21 protein-coding genes are annotated in these 23,222 nt (G+C 44.9%); 4 read left to right on the plus strand and 17 right to left on the minus strand.

Going from position 1 to position 23,222, the window contains the following annotated elements; all coding sequences use genetic code 11:
- Positions 1–768 (minus strand): DNA polymerase III subunit epsilon, encoded by a 768-nt coding sequence (gene dnaQ / locus AC3CH4_RS11485; RefSeq protein WP_488542974.1) that lies wholly within the window; start codon positions 766–768, stop codon positions 1–3.
- A 56-nt stretch (positions 769–824) separates the two neighbouring features.
- Here dnaQ and rnhA point away from each other — a divergent pair, with 56 nt between their 5' ends.
- Positions 825–1,289 (plus strand): ribonuclease HI, encoded by a 465-nt coding sequence (gene rnhA, locus AC3CH4_RS11490; RefSeq protein ID WP_004734327.1) that lies wholly within the window; start codon positions 825–827, stop codon positions 1,287–1,289.
- A 78-nt stretch (positions 1,290–1,367) separates the two neighbouring features.
- Here the strand turns inward: rnhA and AC3CH4_RS11495 are convergent, their stop codons facing one another.
- Positions 1,368–2,150 carry a class I SAM-dependent methyltransferase gene (locus AC3CH4_RS11495; RefSeq protein WP_054547607.1) on the minus strand — a complete coding sequence of 261 codons (783 nt, stop codon included), beginning with the start codon at positions 2,148–2,150 and terminating at the stop codon, positions 1,368–1,370.
- Between the two features lie 53 nt (positions 2,151–2,203).
- On the opposite strand from AC3CH4_RS11495, the gene gloB reads away from it, so the two are divergent.
- From gloB to AC3CH4_RS11510, 3 genes are all read left to right on the plus strand, one after another.
- The gene (gene gloB, locus AC3CH4_RS11500) at positions 2,204–2,962 is read left to right on the plus strand and encodes a hydroxyacylglutathione hydrolase (protein WP_004734329.1); all 759 of its coding nucleotides are present in this window, start codon (positions 2,204–2,206) and stop codon (positions 2,960–2,962) included.
- A 70-nt stretch (positions 2,963–3,032) separates the two neighbouring features.
- Complete coding sequence (locus AC3CH4_RS11505) at positions 3,033–4,607, plus strand: LysM peptidoglycan-binding domain-containing protein (RefSeq protein ID WP_065205026.1); 1,575 nt, start codon at positions 3,033–3,035, stop codon at positions 4,605–4,607.
- Positions 4,604–5,290, plus strand: a complete 687-nt coding sequence (locus AC3CH4_RS11510; RefSeq protein ID WP_004734331.1) for a YIP1 family protein — start codon at positions 4,604–4,606, stop codon at positions 5,288–5,290. Before AC3CH4_RS11505 ends, AC3CH4_RS11510 begins: the two co-directional genes overlap by 4 nt.
- Before the next feature lie 115 nt (positions 5,291–5,405).
- On the opposite strand, the gene AC3CH4_RS11515 is transcribed toward AC3CH4_RS11510, so the two are convergent.
- The 15 genes from AC3CH4_RS11515 to ispC form a co-directional block, all read right to left on the minus strand.
- Positions 5,406–6,248, minus strand: a complete 843-nt coding sequence (locus AC3CH4_RS11515; RefSeq protein WP_488542975.1) for an endonuclease/exonuclease/phosphatase family protein — start codon at positions 6,246–6,248, stop codon at positions 5,406–5,408.
- Positions 6,249–6,309: 61 nt separating this feature from the next.
- Complete coding sequence (gene glnB / locus AC3CH4_RS11520) at positions 6,310–6,648, minus strand: nitrogen regulatory protein P-II (RefSeq protein ID WP_004738609.1); 339 nt, start codon at positions 6,646–6,648, stop codon at positions 6,310–6,312.
- A 130-nt stretch (positions 6,649–6,778) separates the two neighbouring features.
- Complete coding sequence (locus AC3CH4_RS11525; RefSeq protein ID WP_029222103.1) at positions 6,779–7,090, minus strand: c-type cytochrome; 312 nt, start codon at positions 7,088–7,090, stop codon at positions 6,779–6,781.
- 58 nt (positions 7,091–7,148) lie between these two features.
- Positions 7,149–8,483 carry a tRNA lysidine(34) synthetase TilS gene (tilS, locus tag AC3CH4_RS11530; protein WP_488542976.1) on the minus strand — a complete coding sequence of 445 codons (1,335 nt, stop codon included), beginning with the start codon at positions 8,481–8,483 and terminating at the stop codon, positions 7,149–7,151.
- 131 nt (positions 8,484–8,614) lie between these two features.
- Complete coding sequence (gene accA / locus AC3CH4_RS11535) at positions 8,615–9,574, minus strand: acetyl-CoA carboxylase carboxyl transferase subunit alpha (RefSeq protein WP_488542977.1); 960 nt, start codon at positions 9,572–9,574, stop codon at positions 8,615–8,617.
- A gap of 45 nt (positions 9,575–9,619) precedes the next feature.
- On the minus strand, positions 9,620–13,099 hold the full coding sequence (gene dnaE, locus AC3CH4_RS11540) for a DNA polymerase III subunit alpha (RefSeq protein WP_004734337.1): 3,480 nt from the start codon (positions 13,097–13,099) through the stop codon (positions 9,620–9,622).
- A gap of 193 nt (positions 13,100–13,292) precedes the next feature.
- A complete protein-coding gene (gene rnhB, locus AC3CH4_RS11545) occupies positions 13,293–13,913 on the minus strand; it encodes a ribonuclease HII (RefSeq protein WP_017084147.1) in 621 nt (206 codons plus the stop codon).
- Positions 13,914–13,946: 33 nt separating this feature from the next.
- On the minus strand, positions 13,947–15,143 hold the full coding sequence (gene lpxB, locus AC3CH4_RS11550) for a lipid-A-disaccharide synthase (protein ID WP_488542978.1): 1,197 nt from the start codon (positions 15,141–15,143) through the stop codon (positions 13,947–13,949).
- A 129-nt stretch (positions 15,144–15,272) separates the two neighbouring features.
- On the minus strand, positions 15,273–16,061 hold the full coding sequence (gene lpxA / locus AC3CH4_RS11555) for an acyl-ACP--UDP-N-acetylglucosamine O-acyltransferase (RefSeq protein WP_004734340.1): 789 nt from the start codon (positions 16,059–16,061) through the stop codon (positions 15,273–15,275).
- A gap of 1 nt (position 16,062) precedes the next feature.
- Entirely contained in the window at positions 16,063–16,515 is a 453-nt protein-coding gene (fabZ, locus tag AC3CH4_RS11560; protein WP_004734341.1) for a 3-hydroxyacyl-ACP dehydratase FabZ, read from the minus strand.
- A gap of 93 nt (positions 16,516–16,608) precedes the next feature.
- Positions 16,609–17,640, minus strand: coding sequence for a UDP-3-O-(3-hydroxymyristoyl)glucosamine N-acyltransferase (gene lpxD / locus AC3CH4_RS11565; protein WP_017079409.1), 1,032 nt, complete (start codon positions 17,638–17,640; stop codon positions 16,609–16,611).
- Positions 17,641–17,644: 4 nt separating this feature from the next.
- Positions 17,645–18,145 carry an OmpH family outer membrane protein gene (locus tag AC3CH4_RS11570; RefSeq protein ID WP_004734343.1) on the minus strand — a complete coding sequence of 167 codons (501 nt, stop codon included), beginning with the start codon at positions 18,143–18,145 and terminating at the stop codon, positions 17,645–17,647.
- Between the two features lie 27 nt (positions 18,146–18,172).
- Complete coding sequence (gene bamA, locus AC3CH4_RS11575; RefSeq protein WP_004734344.1) at positions 18,173–20,578, minus strand: outer membrane protein assembly factor BamA; 2,406 nt, start codon at positions 20,576–20,578, stop codon at positions 18,173–18,175.
- A 48-nt stretch (positions 20,579–20,626) separates the two neighbouring features.
- On the minus strand, positions 20,627–21,985 hold the full coding sequence (gene rseP, locus AC3CH4_RS11580; protein ID WP_488542979.1) for a sigma E protease regulator RseP: 1,359 nt from the start codon (positions 21,983–21,985) through the stop codon (positions 20,627–20,629).
- Positions 21,982–23,190, minus strand: a complete 1,209-nt coding sequence (gene ispC, locus AC3CH4_RS11585; protein WP_171329176.1) for a 1-deoxy-D-xylulose-5-phosphate reductoisomerase — start codon at positions 23,188–23,190, stop codon at positions 21,982–21,984. Before ispC ends, rseP begins: the two co-directional genes overlap by 4 nt.
- Between the last annotated feature and the right edge of the window lie 32 nt (positions 23,191–23,222).

Here is a 23,222-nt window from a genome sequence, read left to right on the forward strand (position 1 = left end):
CTACTGACGCCAGAGGCAGCTTCCGCTTTTCTCGACGAGATCTAAACGACTTTGATGCGCTTCTACTTCATCGGCCGTAGCTCGTAAAACCTTTAGGGATTTTCGACCACTTTCTGCTCTTCGTATACTTTCACCTTCACCTTCCTTTTGCCCGGCGTTAAATTGCAGCGAAGTTTGCCCACCTGTCATCAATAAAAAGACGTCGGCTAGGATCTCCGCATCGAGCAATGCACCGTGGAGGGTACGGTGCGAGTTATCAATACCGTAACGATCACATAAGATATCTAGGTTGTTTCTTTTGCCTGGAAATATCTTCTTCGCCATGGCCAAGGTATCGGTAACTTTACAGTAGTCATCCGTTTTACCTATCGCTGGGTTGAGCTTCTCAAACTCATAGTCCATAAAGCCCGTATCGAAGGGCGCGTTATGAGCTACCAGCTCAGCACCTTTGATAAAGTCGAGAAACTCTTTATGTATGTCTTGGTATTCTGGCTTATCAATCAAGAATTCATCGGTAATACCGTGAACGCCAATCGCCTCTTCTTGAATCGCACGATCGGGCTTTATATAGACGTGGAAGTGACGCCCGGTCAGCCTACGGTTGATGATCTCTACCGCACCAATTTCAACGATGCGATGCCCCATATAGTGAGGGCCACCTTCTGTATTCATACCGGTGGTTTCGGTATCGAGTACAATGATGCGCTTATTTTCGTCCGAACTGTTTTTTTCGTTCGTGTTTTGTTCTGGAGTGCTACTGGTATTCATAAGGATAACTGTGTCAGACTATGCCGATAATGTGCTTGAGGTAATAGTATCAAATCATGACGAAACAAGTTGAAATTTTCACTGACGGTTCTTGTTTAGGCAACCCAGGTCCTGGTGGCTATGGCATCGTACTTCGCTATAAAAAAGTAGAAAAGACACTAGCCGAAGGCTTTACACTAACGACCAACAACCGTATGGAAATGCTCGCAGCTGTCATCGCTCTCCAAGCACTCAAGGAACCTTGCTCTGTGATTCTGACCACGGATAGCCAATACGTTCGCCAAGGCATCACACAGTGGATCCACAACTGGAAAAAGCGTGACTGGAAAACCGCCGACAAGAAACCGGTTAAAAACGCAGACCTGTGGCAAAGGCTCGATAAAGAAACTGCTCGTCATAGTGTTGATTGGCGCTGGGTTAAAGGACACGCCGGGCACAGAGAAAATGAAATGTGTGATGATTTAGCAAGAAACGCAGCGGAAAATCCGACTCAAGAAGATACGGGCTATCAGCCAAGCTAACCGCTTTTTAAATTAGACGCACATTTCAGAAAGCGATTTATAATTTCTCAACCGAATTAGCAGATCAAAAGCCGACAACTAATCGGCTTTTTCTGTTTTCAACGGATATGAAGCTTTAGTTGAATCCATGGTACGACGCGTATTGGTTCTAAAGCTTGCTCCAACCGGAGAGAAACGTCGCTTAAGGTGCCAATGTGGCTTGATAGGCTTAAGTGGGTAAGTTCGTTTACGAGCAACAATAAAGTATTGGCTACCAGCAAAGGAAGCACAGCCGCCCAAGCTGTTCTCTAACCACGTCCACATCGCCTGATACTTACTCATCGGAAATAGTGCATAGGTATCGCAGTGAATCACTTCATAGTTCAATACACCTAACCAGTCTTTAATTCGGTTTGGCGTGTACATACGTCCACTCCAAGGCAAGCTGTTCTTTCGCCAAGGCAGTAAACTTGCTAGTCCGGTAATACTAAACGGATTGAAGCCAGTAATAATGATATAACCATCGTCCATCATCACTCGGTCGACTTCTCTCAATAATCGATGTGGGTCATTGCTATAATCTAACTGATGACTCAGCACCACAACATCAAAGCTTTTCTCCAAAAAGGGTAAATTATAGCCATCCGCTATCACATTATGTAATGGGTTCTGGATATCTAGGTTTACTTGATGTTGAATGTTGCATGTGCAGCTAGAAATCTCACTACTGAGACCGCCAAGCTTGAGCATATGGTAACCAAATAGCTTTGGGCACCACTCATCGAGTCGAGTTTGAATAGATTCTCTCAACCAGTCCCCATTGTGCAATTGTGCCCAAGTGTAAGGACGCTCAAACTTCTTTCTGCTACGTGCTGGCTTCATCAATAACCTGTCTCACTTATTCTGTCTCACTAAAAGTGACTGGAGAATCAATAATGTTACATATCAAAAGCATACCTGCATTTAACGACAATTACATCTGGCTGATTCAAAATAGCGATCGCCGTTGTGCTGTCGTCGACCCTGGTGATGCGGCTCCAGTATTAGAGTACTTAGCACATCATGAGCTAACTTTAGATGCAATCTTGATTACACACCACCACCATGATCACATTGGTGGCGTTCCAGAACTAGTCAGACAGTTTCCAAGCATCGATGTTGTGGGTCCAAGGAATGAACCAATCCCGACCTTAACTCACCCCGTTGATGATGGTGATCAATTAGAATTGTTTGGTGAAGTCTTTTTAGTACTCGGGCTCAGTGGCCACACAGCTGGTCACATTGGTTATGTAGGCGATGCCAAACTATTTTGTGGCGATGTGCTGTTTTCAGCAGGTTGCGGTCGAATCATGGAAGGCACGCCACAGCAAATGTTTGATGCACTGAACAAGATCACAGCACTTCCTCAAGAAACCGAGGTTTACTGTGCTCATGAATACACTGCCGCGAACATCGCTTTCGCATTAGCGGTTGAGCCTGACAACCAACATTTGCAGCAATATCGCGACCAAGTGAACCGACTGCGAGCTCAGAATAAGTCGACCATCCCCACAAATTTGAGACAAGAGAAGTTTGTGAACCCTTTCTTGCGCTATACCGAGCCAAGTGTAGTGAAATCAGTATCTAATCGTACTGAGCAGACCGATCCTTTATCGGTATTTACCGCTTTACGTGCGTGGAAGAACGAATTTTAACAAATACAGACTTGTCACTCATAGGGGGTGGCAAGTATTATCACCGGCCGTTAATTAAAAAGGCTGTAACATGCGAGTTAAGTACAGCTGGGCTTTGGTATTACTACTTTCTGGTTGCCAATTAACTCAGTCAGAGAATCCAGACCAAGCTTCCGAGCAAACCAACACACCTCCTACTAAAGAAGTTTCTCAAGCGAACGTTTCATCAGAAGCAGCAGCCAAAGAAGATCAAAAAGTTGAAGCACCTGTCGTTACTCCACAAACACAAGAAGATGTTTGGAAACGTATTGCGATGCAACTAGAAATGGAAGTACCCGACCAAAAGAAGGTTGATTACTACCGAACTTGGTATTTAAAACACCCTAGTCATCTAAAAACCGTCTCACAACGTGCTGAACCTTTCCTTTATCTGATCACCACTAAGATTGAAGAAAAAGGCTTACCACTAGAATTGGCACTATTACCCGTTGTAGAAAGTTCTTTCGATGCATTTGCCTACTCTCATGGCAGCGCAGCAGGTCTATGGCAATTCATTTCTGGCACAGGCAAAGACTACGGACTTGAACAGAACTTCTGGTACGACGGTCGTCGTGATGTCGCTGCCTCTACTGACGCCGCATTGGATTTCCTCTCAGACCTTAACCGACGTTTCGATGGCGATTGGAACCATGCCATTGCTGCCTATAATAGTGGCGGCGGTCGTGTAAACAGTGCTATCCGCAAGAACAAGAAGTTGGGTAAGCCAATCGACTTCTTCTCTTTGGACTTGCCAAAAGAGACCAGCAGCTACGTACCTAAACTCCTTGCGCTAGCTGATGTGATTGCCAACCAAGAAAAGTATGGCATCGATATCCCTGCGATTCCAAACAAGCCAGTACTGACCCTGGTTAACCCAAACGAACAGCTTGATTTAGCGATTGCTGCAAGCTACGCAGGTATTCCAGTCAAAGAACTGCAAGGCTACAACCCCGCTTATAACCAATGGGCGACCGCACCTGAAAAACATCAGCAATTATTGCTTCCCCTAAGCTCTGTTGAAAAGTTCAACAAAGAAGTGGCGGCCAATAAAGGCAAAGGCATGAAGTTGGTGCGTTACAAGGTTCAGTCTGGTGACAGCATTAGCGTACTAGCAAGTAAATATAACACCACCAGCAAAGTGATCCGCTCTGCAAACGGTTTGAGCAACAACAATATTCGTATTGGACAGCACTTACTTATCCCAACATCCACCAAAGACGACAAGACATACGCACTAAGCGCTTCAAATCGCCTAGCAAGCACACAGTCGAAGAGTCGTGGTCAATATAAGCTTAGTCATACCGTAAAAAGTGGTGACAGCCTATGGACGATTGCACGCGCAAATAAGGTATCTCACCAATCACTGGCTAAGTGGAATGGTATGGGGCCACGCGACACGCTTCGAATTGGTCAAGAATTGGTCATTTGGAAGAATAGTTCCGACGGTGCCATCATCCGAACTGTCTTTTATAACGTAAGATCAGGTGACACAGTCAGCGGTATTGCATCAAAGTTCAAAGTAAAAAGCGCAGATGTTGTAAAATGGAACGCTTTGCAGAACAAGAAATACCTACAGCCAGGACAAAAACTGAAGCTGTATGTTGATGTAACTAAGGTAAGTGTATGAACCCGTCAAGTAACCCACTCGTCATGCTGTTGGATATATTCCGTTCACCAACAGCTTGTTTCTTAGCGCTTTATCAGCGAAGTGCTTGGGGATGGCAACCCTACGTCGTATTAATGCTCAGCCCGTTTTTATTCTGGGGTGCTTATTTTTCGAATGTAGATTTTGCATGGTTAAGTGCAGAATTGTCACAACAACTGGCTCAAACGAACCCTGACCAATTGGCGTTACTTGACAGTAATACCTTACTCGCGAGTGAAATCATCAGCGATGTGTTTGGCCGTACGTTAACCATCATTCTGTTGGCATTCTGGTTTAACCTAGCAACCAAACCAAGCCAGCATCAACATAGCTTTTGGCGATGGTTTGCAGCGGCATCGGTTGTGATATTCCCGGCTGTTTTAGGTGATGTAGCAAGCTATGCAAGCCTGATACTCAAGCATGGACAAGTGATGAGCTACGCTGCTGACTTGAACAGCTTAAACGGCTTAATCAAGTTACCACTAACCAATGATTGGTCGCAGTTTGCCAGCTCTTTACCACTGTTATTACCATGGTATATCGTGTTGGGTTACGCCGCGGTATTAACGTGGACTGAGTTTGAGCGTGGTCAAGCATTGGTCATCTCTGGCTTGCCATGGGTTGGCTACTACCTAATCTGGGCGCTCTACATTTTAATCTTTTAAGTTGAAGAGGTAAGGCTAGCGAAAACTCTCTAGCTTATTACCCAAAGTAACCACAGTGTGAACGGTGAATGGCAAATAGCTAAGATCCAATGACTAATAAGCTAATAACTTCTTACTATTTAGCCTTAAAGGTCACTCGCATAGGGTTATGATCAGAAGCGTCCGTAATGGGCGCTTTTGCATTTTCTACCTCTAACCCTCGATAGAACACATGGTCGAGCACCAATCCTGTCATAAACTGAGTACGGTTATCCGGTTCAAAGGCAACTTCCGTCAAACCGACCTGTTCCAACGCATCTTTCAATACAGCAAAGCGAGCCTCACTCCAGCTATTAAAATCCCCAGCAAAAATAACAGGCCCACGATACTGTTGCAGATTGCCAGTTAAGCTCTTCAGCTGAGCCTTGTAATCTTCCGTGCCAAAGGTAAAGTTCACGGCATGGATATTAATCACAGCCAACTCTTCGCCATTGCTTAGTTGGTAACGCGACCAAAGCGCCGATTTAGGCAATTGAAGCCAAGGTTCTTCATGAGTATACGCACAAGCTTCGATCGGTAAATGCGTCGCTAAGTTAAGTACGCCAGCACTTTGTTCAAAGGCTTCAAACGCATTCACACGAGTGCTTCCCCACTGGCCGCTTGTCACCCATTGGCGAAGCTCTACTGTCATACTCGCTTCTTGCAGCAATACAAGATCGCTTCCTGCCGTCAATTTGTTCAGTTCACTCTGCCAATTACTGCGATTTTGCTTGTAGATATTCCACACGGTAATGCTTAGTCCATCAGACACATCAATCGCTTTCGGTGCGGAGTTTTGGTAGCAACTGTAGATGTCGTTACTGGTACTTTGAGAGGAAGTGATCAGGTTGGGTTTATTCGGGATCACGAAGATAAAATGAAAACTAACGACAGCAAGCGTTATCAATACGGCGATAACAATGATGGTTTTCTTAAACATACAGCACCCTACCAGAAATGAAAAAGGAGCGATAAACGCTCCTTTTAGGGTAATAGTTTTTTTATACGGCGTCTTCGTCTTCTTCGCCAGTACGAATACGTACCACACGTTCAACGTCAGTAATGAAGATCTTACCGTCGCCGATTTTACCGGTTTGAGCCGTTTCGATAATGGTATCAACACACTGGTCAGCCACTTCGTCGGTCACAACGATTTCCAATTTCACTTTAGGTAAAAAGTCGACCATGTACTCTGCGCCGCGATATAGCTCAGTATGACCTTTCTGGCGTCCAAAGCCTTTAACTTCAGATACTGTCATACCCGTAATACCCACTTCTGCAAGTGCTTCACGTACATCATCAAGTTTGAATGGCTTGATAATGGCTTCAATCTTTTTCATGTTCATCCCTTAAACTGTGCGAATAGCTCATTATCGGTTAGCTATAGTAAACATTCAATGAAAAAAGCCAGAGCTTTAAAGCTCTGGCTCGAAATTTATCATCTTGCTTAATCAGCGCTTTGAGAAGGTTTTACTTAAGGCTTGCGTAGTAAGCGGCTAGATTCGCGATATCTTCATCACTCAGCATAGAAGCTTGAGCCTGCATCACAGCGGCCAAGCCACCATTACGCTGTTTTGTTTTGTAAGCGTTGATCGATGAAACGATGTACTGCTCATTTTGTCCTTTCAGGTTTGGGTAACCTGGAATCATAGCGATACCATCGGCGCCATGACAAGCCGCACAGATTGCTGCTTTAGCTTGACCCGCAGCAACATCACCCGCCAGAGCGTTACCACTCAATAGTCCAAGTCCGAGAACTAATCCTAGTGTGATTTTCTTCATTGCATATTCCATTAATTATTTTTATTAAAGTGACGGTGAATTGTGACACAAACTTTTTCTACTTGCTCCAAAGCGCTTCACAATCTTGACCTTCGTAGTTTTTATCTACGAATAAGCCTAAAACAGCGATCACTCGATCGCCATCCATTAATATCGGCGTTCTGCGTCTTAACCAACTGGGTACTTGGTATTCCTGAAACAGCTTCTTGAGTTTTCTACTATGCCCGCGCCCAACAGGGTGAGCCGAAAGTCCTTCAGGGTTAAAGATCACTCTTAGTGTTGCGCTTGTATCCGGCAAACTAAAGCTTTGCACATCACGGTTGTTCGATGCGCCATCACTCAGTGCTGAATTTAAGCGTAGCTCCCCTAAGCCATCGGGTAGCGTCACACTCTCTCCCATTAAAAGATGGCTTTGCCAGTCGGATAGGTCTTTAGTCTCTCTCACTAAATAGAGCTGATGATTAAAACGTCGAACTTCGGCATCATTCAACACCAGCTTAGGGTTGGCGTCCGCCTGAGCGCATGCGACTTCATCCCAAATAAGCTTGAGCTGCTTTTGACTCGGCATCGGTTGATTACAATGACTCAACCACATTCTTAGCAGTCGTGCTCGTAGTAAATCTGAGTGTTGAGATAACGCCTCAATACTTAAGTTTTGGCTATCCCCTAAAGCTTGCTGAAAGTGTGATTCAAGCAACTCATCCAACAGTAACTCTTGCTCTGCACATAATTGAGCACTACGACTGACCGCCTCTCGGAAACTAGGCCAGCGCTCAGTCAGTGCCGGAGTAACTTGATGACGAATAAAATTGCGGTCAAAGCGAACGTCTTGATTACTCTCATCTTCGACCCAAGTTAAACCCATGTCGTGCGCCGACGCTTCAATGTCTGATCGAGTCACTGAAAGTAGCGGTCGAACGATAAACGCTTCGCCAAACGGCATCACCTTCGCCATTGAAGAGAGCCCTTTCGGACCACTGCCACGCTTCAACGCCAACAAGAAAGTCTCTACTTGGTCATCGATGTGTTGACCTGTAACTAATACATCACCCTGTCTAATATGCTTTTTAAAGGCTTGGTATCGCGCGTCTCGAGCCAGCTTTTCTACGCTCTCACCACTGTCGATATCCAGCGAGACTCGTTCTATAACTAACGAAACCGACAAAGCATCACACCATGCTTGGCATTGCTCAGCCCAGTGATCAGCATTCTTGCTTAAACCGTGGTGAACGTGCACCGCGCAGCACTCAATGCCATGCGTTTGCGCGAACTGCGCTGCTAACTCTAACAAGACTCGAGAATCAACACCGCCACTGAAAGCCACGATCAACCGACGAGGCTTGAGCACGCTTTGTTGAAATGCAGAGGTAAAAGTTTCGATTAAGTGAGTCATGGGGTTAAGTGAGCCGTGTGTACTAATGAGAAAGGAGAATGTTTTAATAATAAAAAAGGGTTGGCACTGAGTCCAACCCTTTCATCAACTTGTTATGGAAAGCAGGTCTTATACCTTGCTAAGGCCGCTTATCAGCAGTAACCGTAGCTCATTAGGCGCTGGTAACGACGCTCTAGAAGTGCTTCGTTATCAAATTGCTCAAGCTCTTCTAACTGCTTAACTAACATGTCTTTCATGTTCAGAGCTGTCTGTATTGGATCGCGGTGCGCGCCACCTAGAGGCTCAGGGATGATTTCATCGATAAGCTCAAGCTCTTTAAGACGAGGAGCAACTAGACCCATCGCTTCAGCAGCTTGTGGTGCTTTATCTGAATCACGCCATAAGATTGAAGCACAACCTTCTGGAGAGATTACTGAGTACGTAGAGTACTGAAGCATGTTCACGTAGTCACCAACACCAATCGCTAGTGCACCACCAGAACCGCCTTCACCCACAACGTTACAGATAACTGGAACTGAAAGGCCCGCCATTACTTTAAGGTTCTTTGCGATCGCTTCAGATTGACCACGTTCTTCAGCACCAACACCAGGGTAAGCACCCGCTGTGTCGATGAAAGTAATAATTGGCATGTTGAAACGCTCAGCCGTTTCCATTAGGCGAAGTGCCTTACGGTAACCTTCGGGCTTTGGCATACCAAAGTTACGGATCACTTTCTCTTTAGTCTCACGACCTTTCTGGTGACCAATAACCATAACAGGACGACCATTTAGACGAGCCATACCACCCACAATAGCTTTGTCGTCAGCGTAAGCGCGATCGCCCGCCATCTCTTCAAATTCAGTGAAGGCATGCTCCAGGTAATCTTTGGTGTAAGGGCGTTGAGGGTGGCGAGCAAGTTGAGCTACCTGCCATGCACCTAAATCACTAAAGATTTTCTGTTTAAGCTCTAAGCTTTTTTTCTCTAGTTGTTCGATTTCTTTGTCTAGATCTACCGCTGTGTCACCACCGTGACGCGAAACGTCACGTAGCGCTTCGATTTTTGCTTCAAGTTCAGCGATAGGCTTTTCAAATTCTAGAAAGTTCAGGCTCATCTATGAATCCTTGTTGATTCAGCTCCGTATTCACGAAGCTAAATTTTAGTTAAATTCGAGTTCTACTTGGCTATTTCCAAGCAGCTGTTTTAATTCGTCTAGTAATGTATCACTTGGCGTCACACGCCATTCTGTGCCCAATGTTAACCGCGCTCTAGCGTCGGCACGCTGGTAGTATACATTGACTGGGACCGTTCCGGCTCTATAAGGTTCTAAGATTTGACTAAAGCGTTCAAAAAATTGACCGTTAATTTGGGATTGATCGATAGATATCGATACCCCACGAGCATATTTCTCACGGGCGCTTCCTAAGTCCATGACCTCGCGCGCGGACATTTTAAGCCCACCATTGAAATCATCAAAGCTGACCTGTCCAGAAACGACCACAATTTTGTCTTTTTCGAGTAATTCAGCGTAGCGATCGAGCGCATCCGAGAACAACATCACTTCCATTCGCCCCGATCGGTCGTCGAGGGTCATCAAACCAATTCGAGTTCCGCGCTTCGTGGTCATTACCCTAGCAGCAATGACCAAACCTGCAATCGTTAAAGACTGATCACGACGCGTCGGCGTCGCATCTTTCAAGCGACAGCTGGTGTATTTCGCGAGCTCTTTAATGTACGCATTAACCGGGTGACCCGTTAAATACAAACCTAACGTCTCACGCTCACCTTCAAGCCAAACTTTTTCAGGCCATTTAGGTACTTGGGTATACTTGTGTTCAACTTCTTCCGGAGCATCGGTTAACACACCGAACATATCCGACTGACCAAACGACTCGGCATGGTGATGTTGACTCGCCGCCTTCACCGCATCTTTCAATGATGCCATCATCGCCGCTCGGTGAGGACCTAATCTATCTAACGCGCCTGATAGAATCAACTTTTCAATAACACGTTTGTTGACCTTCTTCAGATCAAGACGTGCACAAAAGTCGAATAAATCTTTAAAGTAACCGCCTTTATTTCGCGCTTCAATGATGGCTTCAATAGGGCCTTCACCTACCCCTTTAATCGCACCAATGCCATAAACAATCGCGCCGTCTTCATCGACATTGAAGCGGTATAGACCCGAGTTGATATCGGGTGGAAGTAGCTTGAGCTTCATACGGAAACACTCATCGACAAGGCCAATAACCTTTTCGGTGTTATCCATATCTGCGGTCATTACCGCTGCCATAAACTCCGCCGGGTAGTGGGTTTTCAGCCACAGCGTTTGATAAGAAACCAGTGCGTATGCCGCAGAGTGAGATTTGTTGAAGCCGTAGCCCGCAAACTTCTCTACCAAGTCAAAGATCTTCATGGACAGTTCGCCATCAACACCATTGGCTTCAGCACCTTCTTTAAAGGTACCGCGCTGTTTTGCCATCTCTTCAGGCTTTTTCTTACCCATCGCACGACGCAACATATCCGCTCCACCAAGCGTATAACCCGCAAGGATCTGAGCGATTTGCATTACCTGCTCTTGATACAGGATGATGCCGTAAGTTGGTTCTAGTGTTTCTTTTAACGATTCGTGTTGCCACGTTTCATCAGGGTAAGATACAGCCTCTCGGCCGTGTTTACGGTCGATAAAGTTATCTACCATGCCTGATTGCAGAGGGCCCGGACGGAACAAAGCTACCAATGCGATGATATCTTCAAAAGAGTCGGGTTGTAGACGCTTGATCAGATCTTTCATACCGCGTGATTCCAGTTGGAATACCGCCGTCGTTTCAGAATTTTGTAATAGGTTAAATGACGCTTGGTCATCTAGAGGAATCGATTCAATACGAACCGGCTCTTTACCTTCTTTCTTCAAGCGTGGGTTTACGAGGCCTAACGCCCAATCGATGATAGTCAGGGTACGTAGACCCAAGAAGTCGAATTTAACCAAACCGGCGGTTTCAACGTCATTCTTATCGAATTGCGTTACCGGGAAGTTGCCTTCCGCATCTGCATAAATAGGTGCAAAGTCAGTAATCGTGGTGGGTGAGATAACAACACCACCCGCGTGCTTACCGGCATTTCGCGTACACCCCTCAAGAATACGACACTTATCAATCAGTTCGCGTACTTCTTCATCACCGTCGTAGAGTTCTGGCAATGCAGGCTCAGCAAGGAAGGCCTTCTCTAGCGTCATGCCGGGATCAGGCGGAACCAGCTTAGAAATACGGTCAACGAAACCAAACGGGTGGCCCAATACTCGGCCAACGTCACGAATTACCGCTTTTGCCGCCATAGTACCAAAGGTGATGATCTGAGAAACGGCATCACGACCGTACATCTCTGCTACGTGATCAATAACTTGGTCGCGTTTATCCATGCAGAAGTCGATATCGAAATCGGGCATAGATACACGTTCTGGGTTCAAGAAACGTTCGAACAGCAAGTCATATTCAAGTGGATCAAGATCGGTGATATCCAATGCGTAAGCCACCAAAGAACCGGCACCAGAACCACGACCTGGGCCTACTGGTACGTCGTTATCTTTTGACCACTGGATGAACTCCATTACGATCAAGAAGTAACCCGGGAACCCCATATTGTTGACAACTTCAAGTTCAATCTTAAGTCGCTCATCGTATTCAGGTCTGCGTTCAGCTCGAACTTTCTCATCAGGGAATAGAAACGCTAAACGACGCTCAAGGCCTTCTTCTGATTTTTTAATCAAGAAGTCTTCAATCGCCAAACCTTCCGTTGGGAAGTTAGGTAAGAAGTATTCGCCCAGTCGAACAGTTACGTTACAACGCTTAGCAATCTCGACACTGTTTTCCAGTGCTTCAGGGATGTCAGAGAACAACTCACACATCTCTTCTTCACTACGCAAGTATTGTTGTGAGCTGTAGTTTTTCGGTCGACGCGGATCAACCATTGTAAAACCGTCGTGAATCGCCACACGAATTTCATGGGCGTCAAACAAGTCTTCAGAGATGAAAACCACTTCGTTGGTCGCGACAACAGGCAGGTCTTCTTGTTCAGCAAGCTCTAGTGCAAAGTGCAGATAAGACTCTTCGTCCGGGCGCCCAGTACGAATTAGTTCCAGATAAAAACGGTCTGCGAAATGTGTTTTGTAAAACTCAACGCTGCTTGCAACCAACTCTCGATTGCCTTTCAGCAGCGCCTTACCAATCTCACCCTCTTTTGCTCCCGATAGAAGAATCAGGCCTTCGGCATGTTCAATCAGCCACTCTTTATCAATAACAGGCTGATGTTGTACATGACCACGAAGGTAAGCTTTTGAAATCAATAATGTTAGGTTGTTGTAACCTTTATTATTCGTTGCAATAACAGTGAGTTTGGTCAATTCATCGCCAAAATCCGGAGACTGCATCAAGAAGTCAGCACCAATAATAGGTTTAACCCCACACCCATGGGCAGTACCGTAAAATTTCACCAAGCCACATAGGTTAGTAAAGTCGGTCAATGCTAGAGCGGGCATACCCATTTCAGCGACTTTCTTAACTAATGGTGGCACCTTAGATAGGCCATCCACCATCGAAAAATCACTGTGTACGCGTAGGTGAACAAATTTTGGATCTGACATTATTTTTCCTGAGTTCTAGGTTTAGGCCTAGGATTACAACTGTGTGTATTCTATTTTTTTCTACCGCAAACAAGCAACTTTATTCGATGCCTTGCTCCGGTCAACATGAGTCTAAGCAATATAAAGCTCTAATCAATATAAAGCTCTAACCAATACTAAGCCCTAATCAATATACAGCCTTAGTCGACGAGTTTTAGTCGAGACCTAAAATGCGCTTTACTGGCTTAAAGCTTTTGCGGTAATGCTCGGTGACACCGTGTTTTTCAATCGCCTCGAAATGCGCTTTGGTCGGATAACCTTTATGTTTAGCAAAACCAAACTCTGGATGAAGTTTATCAAGTTCTTCCATCTCTTGGTCACGAACAACTTTAGCGATGATAGATGCCGCACTGATTTCAGCAACTCGCAAGTCCCCTTTTACAATAGCAAGACCATCCATCGGCAGTTCAGGAACGCGGTTTCCATCGATTAGTGCCATATCCGGTTGAACGCTTAGCCCTGCGATAGCTCGCTGCATAGCAACCATGGTCGCTTGCAGAATATTCCACTCATCAATTTCTTGCGGGGAACAACGACCAACAGACCAAGCCAAGGCTTTCTCTTTGATTTCAGGAAACAGAGCCAGACGCTTCTTCTCAGACAGTTTCTTTGAGTCGTTCAAACCTTCGATTGGATTATTAGGGTCGAGGATAACCGCAGCTGTAACAACATCGCCAACTAACGGCCCGCGCCCTACCTCATCAACACCAGCAAATAACTGGTAGCCTTGAGGATACTCAAAAGGAGGAAGCTCTTTTTTCTCTTTTACTGCCATAATTCTTCTCTTAATGTTCTGTAAACAAGCACTTTATGACTCAACACATAGTCGATCTATCAATTTCAATACCGCATTAGCGGCTTGTTTATCCGCGTCTTTACGAATCCAATGATGCATCTCGGTAAAGCGTTCGATTAATGCACTGTTATCAGCGGATAGCATCTTATCGACAGACGGAAACAAGAAGTCTGGGTGACACTCTTCAAGAATATGCTCTTTCACAATCTCTTCGCCAGCCAAAATGTTCGGCAACGATACGAACTCAGTAATCGATAATTTCTTAACAATATAACCCGTCAGTTTATTTACTTTGTAGCCAACGACCATTGGGCGTTTCAGCAACATGCATTCGAGAGCAACAGTACCCGAAGCTAACAGAACAGAATCAGCAGCGGTAATCACGTTGGTGGCGGTATCTTCTACCAACGTAAATTCAAGTTCAGGTGCCGTCGATTGCCAAATTTCAGTGAACTGCTTTTTACGCTGCTCATTAACGAGCGCAACAACAAAATTGATATCAGGGTATTTTTGCTTAATACGCTGGCAAGTTTCAATAAAGGGTTGAGCAATCAAACTCATCTCACCACCGCGACTACCCGGTAATACTGCTAACCAAGGCTTATCTTGATCTAAACCTAAAAGCTCGCGAGCTTCTTTTTTATTCGGCTCTAGTGGAATGGTGTCTGCCAATGTATGGCCAACAAATTCACAAGCAACATTATATTTATCGTAGAATGCCTTTTCGAACGGCAAGAAAGCCAGTACCAAGTCGGTTGCTTTGTCGATTTTAAAGATACGCTTTGGACGCCATGCCCATACTGAAGGGCTGACATAATGAACGGTCTTAATACCCGCGTTCTTAAGATCCAATTCAAGTCTTAGGTTGAAGTCTGGCGCATCGATACCAACGAAGACATCTGGCGGATTTTGAGTGAAATACTTAACCAGTTCCGCTTTCACTTTTAACAAACTAGGTAAACGACCAAGCACTTCTACAAGCCCCATCACGGCAAGCTCTTCCATTTCGAAAAGAGACTCACAACCAAGCGCTTTCATTTTTGGTCCGCCAATACCCACGAATTCAGCATTCGGATATTGTGATTTGACCGCTTTAATAAAACCCTCGCCAAGCGTGTCACCCGAGAGTTCTCCGACGACGATACCTACGCGTAGAGGTTCATTCGAAACAAAGTCCGAGCTATTGGTTGCTGCTTCTTGCTGTGCCATAGTTTTCCAATTCCCTTCTTGCCTAAAACAAAAAAGACCGCCCAATGAGTAGCGATCTTTTTGTTATACCAATCTGATTAAGTCATTATTGTCGTACTTGATATGATTGGTAAACAATCATATCAAGTATTAACGAATAATACCGCGCTCAGAGTTCTCTAGCATTTCTAGCATAGGAGTAACCGAAGTAAACTCTTTCGCCATTTCAACTAAAGCCGCTTTCGCTTCTTCAAGTGTTTTACCTGAACGGTATAACTCTTTGTACGCTTTCTGTAGTGCACGAATTTCTGGTTTCTCAAATCCGTTACGCTTCAAGCCCACTAGGTTAAGGCCAAATGGAGCCGCATGGTTACCCTGTGCAAGCACGTACGGCAGTACATCTTGAACAACAGCAGAACAGCCGCCAATGTAGGCGTAAGCACCTATTGAACAGAACGGGTGAATCGCAGATAGCGCCATTACACCAGCGTAGTCACCCACTGTTACGTGACCGCCAAGAATAGCGTTGTTACCAATGTGAGTATGGTTACCAACAATAACATCGTGTGCTACGTGAGCATTAACACAAAGTAAGTTGTCATCACCGATCACTGTGGTTGCTTTGTCTTGAGTTGTACCACGGTGGATTTGAACCGCCTCACGAATCACGTTGCGATCACCGATCACAACTGTTGTCTCTTCGCCACCGTACTTCTTATCTTGGTTCTCTTCACCGATAACAGCGTGTGGGAAGATGCGGTTTTCTTTACCAATGGTTGTGTGACCTTTGATCACCACATGCGACATCACTTCAGTGTCGTCACCAATTGTCACGTTACCAGCAATGTAAGTGAAAGGCCCAACCGTCACGTTAGCACCGATAGTTACATCACCTTCGATTACTGCTGCCGGGTGAATTTTCGCTGTTTCATGAATCATATTAAAACTCTCTACGAGCACATTTAAGTTCAGCTGAACATACAACTACGCCGTCAACTTTAGCAACGCCGTTAAACGATGCAATACCACGACGCTCTTTTAAGAATTCAACTTCGATAATCAGTTGGTCACCTGGCACTACAGGCTTGCGGAATTTAGCTTTATCTACACTTGCAAAGTAGTAAAGCTCGTTACCAGAAGGGGCACCAAATGATTTAAATGCTAGAAGACCAGTTGCTTGCGCCATTGCTTCTAAGATCAACACGCCTGGGAATACAGGAAGTTGAGGGAAGTGGCCTGTGAACTGAGGTTCGTTAACAGAGACATTCTTAATCGCAGTCAGTGTTTTTTCTTTTTCAAAGCTAGTCACACGATCAACCATTAAGAATGGGTAGCGATGAGGTAATAGTTCCTGAATTTCAGTAATGTTCATCGTTGTCTGTTCAGTAGTCAAAGTCGTATTCCTATGTATATTCTTTATTTAATTAGAAGGATTATAAACGAAAAAGACTCGCTGTACGCGAGCCTTTTATTAGAAATGCTGGAATTATGATTCCGCGCTCTTCTCGATAAGTTTTTCAACGGTTTTCAAACGCTTGTTCATTTCATCAATACGATGTACACGCGTTGCTGTTTTACGCCAATCTTTGTTTGGCTGTAAAGGAATACCCGAAGAGTACATGCCTTTCTCAGTGATACTGCGCATTACCATCCCCATACCGGTGATTGTAACGCCGCCAACGATTTCAATATGACCATTAATCACACAACCGCCACCAATAATACAGTACTTACCTATCGTCGTGCTGCCTGCGATAATAGTACCACCTGCAATAGCAGAACCATATCCGATGTGAACATTGTGAGCAATTTGAAGCTGGTTATCTAAGATAACGTTATCTTCAATGATTGTGTCATCTAATGCGCCACGGTCGATGGTTGTACACGCGCCAATTTCTACACGGTTACCAATGCGAACTGAACCGACTTGTGGAATCTTAACCCACTCACCTTTCTCGTTCGCATAACCAAAGCCATCAGAGCCAATGACAGTGCTTGATTGAATCAAACACGCGTCACCAATCACGACTTCATGGTAAACACTTACATTAGCCCATAGCTTAGTGCCTGTGCCAATATTTGCATTTTTACCAATAAAACAACCAGCTCCGATGATCACATCATCACCAAGTACCACACCAGACTCAATCACAGCGTTCGCACCGATAGACACATTTTGTCCAATGGTTGCATCGCTTGAAATTGAAGCAGAATCAGCGATAGCCGCTGCGGGTGCAGGAGTAGTATCAAGCGCTTGAGCAACTTTAGCAAAAGCAACGTAAGGGTCGCTGACCACAATCACGTTGGTCTTACACAGTTCGCGCTCACTCTCTTTAACCATAATAGCGGATGCTTTACAGTCACCAAGGTGCTTGCTGTACTTCACGTTCGAAAGGAACGTAATGTTCCCTTCTTGCGCTTTATCCATAGGAGCAACTGCTGAAACGGTAACCGTACCGTCTCCGTGTAGCTCTCCCCCGGTAATCGTTGCCAATTCGGCTAAAGTCAGGTTCTTCATAAACTTATTTCAGTGATTTAATTACTTGCTCAGAGATGTTGTATTCCGGCTTGCCGTACTGCAGAGCTTGAATATCAACAATCATGTCGTAGCCTTCTTTCTCTGCAACTTTAGTTACAGCATCTTGAATCACTTTGAATAGCTTCTGCTTCTCTTGTGCTTCACGACGTTGGCTTGCTTTTTCTAGTGCTTGAGCTTTGATTTTGTACTTACTGTCTAGTTGACCGACTTCGATACGAAGCTTCTCAACTTCGTCAGGACCTAGTAGTTCACCATCACGCTTAAGCTTTTCAATCTTAGTTTTTGCTTCTGCTTGAATGCTCTGCAGCTCAGCTGCTTTATCTTTGAACTCTTCCTGCATTTTTTGAAGAACAACTTCGCGTTGAGGTAGAGCCTGGAATACTTGTGCAGTGTTTACATAACCCACTTTTTGCGCAGCTTCAGCAGCTGTTGCAAAGAAAGAAGAGCTAAGAACTACAAGGCCTAAACCTGCTGCTTTAATCATATTTTTCAAAATATTGTCCTTTAAATATTAGAAAGTTCTACCAATGGTAAATGTGAAGAATTCCTCATCATCACCTTCGTAAATTTTAACGGGTTTCGCTAGAGAGAAAACCAATGGGCCCATCGGCGACATCCATTGAAGGGCTGCACCATAAGATGAACGGTAATTTGTTGGATCAGAGTAATCGTAGTAATACTGGCTGCCACTGTTAGGTGCACCACGGTCTACGAACTCGGTATCCCATACACTTGCCATGTCGAAGAAGACACTGGTTCGAATCTGGCTACGTGCTTCGTCAGAAGCAAACGGCGTAGGTACAATTAACTCTAAACTTGCCAAGGCAACCGCATTACCACCAACCGAATCATCGGTTGCAGAGCTGTACGTAGGGTTGTTACCCGTACTGCTCCCGTAAACGGCTTTTGGACCCGCTGAGTTAGAGCCAAAGCCACGCAACGTTGTAAAGCCACCTGCGTAGTAGTTCTCGTAGAATGGGAACAAGTTATCATTACCATCCGTTTGACCGTAACCATTACCATAGCCTAATCGGCCACGCATCAAAAGTGTGAACTCATGCTTTTTGGTCAGCGGGATGTAATGTTTTACATCGTACTGAGCTTTGAAGTACTTAGCGTCAGAGCCTGGTACAGTCATTTTGGCGAAAGCACGTTGGTGGTTACCCTCGGTTGGGAAGAAACCACGGTTAAGGTTGTTACGAGTCCAAGAGATATTGATATCGAAGTCATCGGTTAAGATGTTTTCGTCACCATATTGGTCAATACTTCTCGCGAACTGTTCCACTTGGATATAAGTCGGAACGTTACCGATCTTGTTGTGCGTATAGCCAACACCAAATTCGATACGGTTCAGTTCATCCATAGGGAAGCCCCATGTCAGGCTGGTGCCGTAACTTTGGTTGGTATAGTCGACAATACCCGCTTCAGAGGCTTCGAATTCGTTATAGAAGATCTTACCGCCTAAGCTCACACCATCAAGGTTCCAGTATGGGTCTCGGTAGTCTAAGCTCACGTTCTTTTGGTAATCGTTCATCATGGCACTTACGCCAACACGGTTACCTGAACCCGCAAAGTTATCTTGTTGCAAACCGACTTGGAAGCTGACACCTGATTCGGTACCGTAACCAACACCAAAGTTGATGCTGCCTGAGTTCGCTTCCTTAACGTTGTAAACCAAGTCAACTTGGTCTTCACTGCCAGGAACACGCACTGTTTGTACATCAACCGTTTCAAAGAAACCTAAACGGTTAAGGCGGCTCTTACCGGTGTCAATTGACTTAGAGTTAAGCCAGCTGCCTTCCATTTGACGCATTTCACGACGTAGTACTTCATCTTTGGTCGAGTTATTACCCGTAAATCGAATATCACGAACGTAGATACGGCTGCCCGCTTCTACATTAATAACCAATGACACTTCTTTGGTCTCATCGTCAAATTCAGGAATAGTACGTACTTGTGGGTACGCATAACCAGACTCACCAAGAATACGCTTTACGCCCTCTTCTAGTGATGTCACAGAAGAGCCGTTGTACGTATCGCCGTCTTCAAATGGTACTAATGCTTCAAAATCAGCCTCACGACCAATCAGCTCACCGCGAAACGCGACATCTTTAACGGTGTAGGCTTCGCCTTCATCAATACCAAGCGTGATGTAAACGCCTTTCTTATCTGGAGAGATCGCTACTTGTGTAGAATCCACCTTAAATTTAAGGTAACCACGGTCAAGGTAGTACGATTTCAACGCTTCGATATCACCCGCTAATACTTGCTTCTGGTATTTTTCATCCGCAAGGAAATTCCACCATGCAACATCAACATTCAGGTTGAAACGGCTCAGTAGCTCAGCATCAGAGAAGACTTCATTACCAATAAAGTTGATTTGCTGAATCTTAGCGGATACGCCTTCAGTAAATACAAACTTAAGGTCAGAACGGTTACGAGGCAAAGGTGTCACAACCGCTTTTACTGTCGCGTTGTATTTACCAACACTGTAGTAAAAATCTTCAAGGCCTTTCTCGATGTTACTCAGCGTTGTGCGGTCAAGCGCTTCACCTTCACGAACACCAGATGCATCTAGGTTCTGTTGAAGTTGCTCTTCTTTGATCGCTTTGTTCCCTGAAAATGAAATGCTTGCGATGGTCGGTCGTTCTTTTACTTGAACAACTAAAACACCTTCATCGCGAAGGACCTTAACATCCTCAAAGTTACCTGAAGCATACAGTGCACGAATGATCTCAGATACATCGCCTTCATCCACTTCATCGCCAATACGCACTGGCATTTTCAGTAGAGCTGCACCAAGTGCAACACGCTGTAAACCTTCGATCTTGATATCTTGAACTACAAAGTTTTGTGCTCCGTTCGCTGCCACACTAGTGGCCAATAGACTTGCGAACAGAATTTGCTTAATCGCCATATTTATTCTAATTATTCCTTGCTACTACCAATGCCTGTGAGAAACCATTCACAGACGAGTAAAATCATTAAATATTGCCAGAGCCATCAAAGAGAAGAGGATTGCACCTCCCACTCTGTATCCCATTTCCTGAATTTTTTCAGGGACAGGTTTACGAGTAATGGCCTCAATAGCGAAAAAGAGCAAATGTCCGCCATCAAGCATAGGCAGCGGAACCAAATTAATAATACCCAAATTGACACTAATCAGAGCCAAAAAGCCTAAGAAGTAAACCAAACCGTAATCGGCGGTTGTACCTGCGCCTTTAGCAATTGAAATCGGGCCACTCAAGTTGTTTAAGCCGACATCGCCAACGATGAGCTTCTTGAGCATTGTCAGCGTCAAACCAATGATTTGACCTGTTTTATCAAATGCTTTTCCTACAGACTCAATTACACCAAATTGTAACTCAAAGCGATAATCTTCTGGCCATTCTGCGACTTCTGGAGCAATACCCGCATAGCCGATTATTGAACCATCAGAAAGCTCTCGACTTTTTGGCGTCATAGACAACGACTGTTCAAAACCATTACGCAGTACAATAAGGTTCATGGATTTCATCGGGTTCGAGCGAATCAACTCAACAACCGACTGCCACTGTTCAATTGGCTGCCCATTAATTTCAACAATTTTGTCACCAGCTTCTAGCCCCGCAGAGTCTGCAGCACCATCATCAATAACTTGAGCAAGCACTGTTGATATCTCTGGAGAGTACGGTCTAAAACCAAGCGTTGTCATTGCAGACTCAGTTTCTGGGTCGAAAGACCAGTCTGAAATATCCAATGTCATCTGTTGCTCAAAGCCAATATCGTCTTGAGAAGAAACCGTTACTGTCATGGATTGGTCACCAATATGAGATATCAAACCCATATTGACTGATTCCCAATCTGCGGTTTTGATTCCTGAAATAGATTTAAGTTCCATTCCAGTTTCAATTCCGGCTTGTGCAACAATAGATTGCGGGGTGACCTCACCGATCACCGGTTTAACCGCAGGCACGCCAATCAAAAATACCAGCCAATACGCAAACACAGCAAAGATAAAGTTAAATGCTGGGCCTGCACCGACTATGGCCGTGCGTTTCCACAATGGCTTCTTGTCAAAAGCGTATTGCTGCTCTTCTTCAGAAAGGTCGTCAACACGCCCATCGAGCATCTTAACGTAGCCGCCCAGCGGAATCACTGACAAGCTGTATTCAGTACCATCACACCCGATCTTGCTCCAGATTGATTTACCAAAACCAATCGAGAATTTTTCTACTTTCACACCACAACGACGAGCAACCCAGAAGTGTCCAAACTCATGAACAGCAACCAGAATACCAAGCGCTACAATAAAAGATGCGAAGTTCCACAGAATTCCACTCATGCTAGCTGCTCTTTAATAAATTGAATGGCTATTTGACGAGACATATTATCTAGCTCAAGAAGGCTTTCCAAGCTATCTAAGCCCTCAGAGCTATATTGTTCACATACTTTGCTCATAACATGCTCGTTAATGACAGCAATATCGGTAAACTTAACCCGATTATTCAAAAAGGCATCGACTGCAATTTCATTGGCAGCATTAATTGCTGTTGTTGCATGCTGCCCTAGGTAACACGCTTCAATTGCTAATCTTAAACATGGGTAACGGCTAAAATCGGGTTCTAGAAAAGTAAGCTCGCCCACTTTGGTGAAATCCAGAGGCTTAACGCCAGCTTCTGTACGCTCAGGATAAGACATCGTCAAAGCGATTGGCGTCGCCATATCGGGTTCACCCATTTGAGCAAGTACCGAGCCATCCTTGTACTGGACCATTGAATGAATCACAGACTGAGGATGAATAATGACTTTTAATTGTTCTTGAGAAGCATTAAATAGCCACTTAGCTTCAATGTACTCAAGACCTTTATTCATCATGGTCGCAGAGTCAACAGAGATCTTAGGGCCCATAGACCAGTTAGGGTGTGCAATAGCGCGAGCCGGTGTTACCGATTCTAACTCAGCAACATCCGTATAGCGGAAAGGACCACCAGAACCCGTCAAGAGAATATGGTTGATACCGTTATCTTCCAGATTACAACGACCTAGATGGGTTTGTACATTTTGCGGTAGACATTGGAAGATAGCATTATGCTCACTGTCTACAGGAAGTAGTTCAGCACCGTACTTTTCCACGGCGTCTATAAACAACTGCCCTGACATCACTAAAGCTTCTTTATTAGCAAGCAAAATACGCTTACCAGCCTTAACCGATGCCATCGTAGGAAGCAAGCCTGCTGCTCCCACAATCGCAGCCATTACCGTGTCCACTTCCTCTAGAGAAGCAACCTGACACATGCCTTCTGGGCCTGAAAGTACTGTAACGTTAGGATAATTAGCGGACAGCATTTCAGTCAGCTGAGATGCTGCATCTGGGCAAGCCATAGCAATATAGCTTGGTTGCCACTTTTCAACTAACGCCAACATCTTTTCGACATTCGACCCGGCAGCCAGTGCCACGACCGAATAGAGATCTGGGTTTTGTTCAACGACTTTTAGTGTACTTGCACCAATTGAGCCGGTAGCGCCAAGGATAGTTAGATTTCGCATCACATATGACCGTAGAAATGAAATAAAGGGCA

It is taken from the genome of Vibrio sp. QJM3NY_26 (genome assembly GCF_057786005.1).